The 1,124-nt window shown below is 78.1% G+C and carries 2 pseudogenes; both read left to right on the forward strand.

Annotated elements, in window-relative coordinates:
• Nucleotides 1-369 (forward strand): annotated as a pseudogene (locus KS423_RS45970) (SAM-dependent methyltransferase); the annotation flags it as partial.
• 196 nt (nt 370-565) lie between these two features.
• Nucleotides 566-1,124, forward strand: a pseudogene (locus KS423_RS45975) (hypothetical protein); the annotation flags it as partial.

The following is a 1,124-nucleotide window of genomic DNA, read 5'->3' on the forward strand; positions in this document are numbered from 1 at the left end:
GCCCTCGGCGGCGGCACCGCCCGGGTCGTCCCCGCCGAGGGCCCGCTGGTCGGCGCCGCCCTCGGCCGTCAGCTCCACCTCCTGCGGCCCGACCCCTCGGCCCTCGACCCCGAGTTCCTGGCCGGCCAGTTCCGCTCCACCGCCGGCACCCGGCGCGCCGCCAGCCACGCCACCACCTCCGCCCGACTCGACATCCGCCGGGTCGAGCTGCCCCGACTCCCGCTCCCCGCCCAGCAGCGCCTCGGCGCCGTCTTCGCCCGCCTCGCCGCCTTCGACACCGCCCTCGCCCAGGCCGCAGCCCTCGGCCACAGCCTCGCCCAGGCCGCCACCGACGCCCTGGCGACGGGCACCCTGGTGCCGCCGGCCTGAGGCCCGTCCCGGAGGTGACCGCGGTTCAGCAGCGGCTCAGGACCGACGCACGCCGGTGATGGTGCGGCCGGCGGTCCGATACCGATGCGGCAGCGGTCGGGACGGAAGCCCTCCGGACCGGCCGGGCCGGGCGGTACGGTGAGCGGAACCGTCCGCACCGCCCTCGGTGCCGGTCCTCACCAGCTCAGGAGCGCGCATGTCAGGGCAGTACCCCGGGCAGTTCGGACCGCCGCCCGGCGGAACGCCGTACGGGCCGGGGCACGGGCAGGGCTACGTGCCGGGCTACCCGCCGGGCACGGTGCCGGGCGCACTGCCGGCGCCGACGGCGGTGGCCGGGCCGGCTCCGGTTCCCGGGCGGTTCGGGGTGACCGCGCGGGTGCTGTGCGCGCTGGCCCCGCTGCTCACCGTCGGCCTGCTCGGGGTCGTCCCCTCGCTGATGCTGGCGGTCCGCCGCCGGCGGGCGTACGACATCGCCGGCGCGGTGGTGTTCTGCGCGCTGCTGCTCACCGTGATCGTCTCCGCCGGGGTCGCGGGCGGCCTGAAGAACCCGACCGCCGACACCACCGGCCAGATCGCGCTGACCGTGCTCTGGTTCCTGCCGACGGCGCACTTCCTGGTGATGGACAGCCGCGCGGTCTGGCTGGCCGGGCGACCTGCGCCGCAGGCCGTACCGCAGGCCGTGTCGCCGTACGCGGTGCCGAACGTCTCGCCCTACGCGGCGACCGTGCCCGGGTACGGGGCGCCCGCGCCCGCCG

The sequence above is a fragment of the Streptomyces sp. LS1784 genome, assembly GCF_020103755.1.
Classification (GTDB): domain Bacteria; phylum Actinomycetota; class Actinomycetes; order Streptomycetales; family Streptomycetaceae; genus Kitasatospora.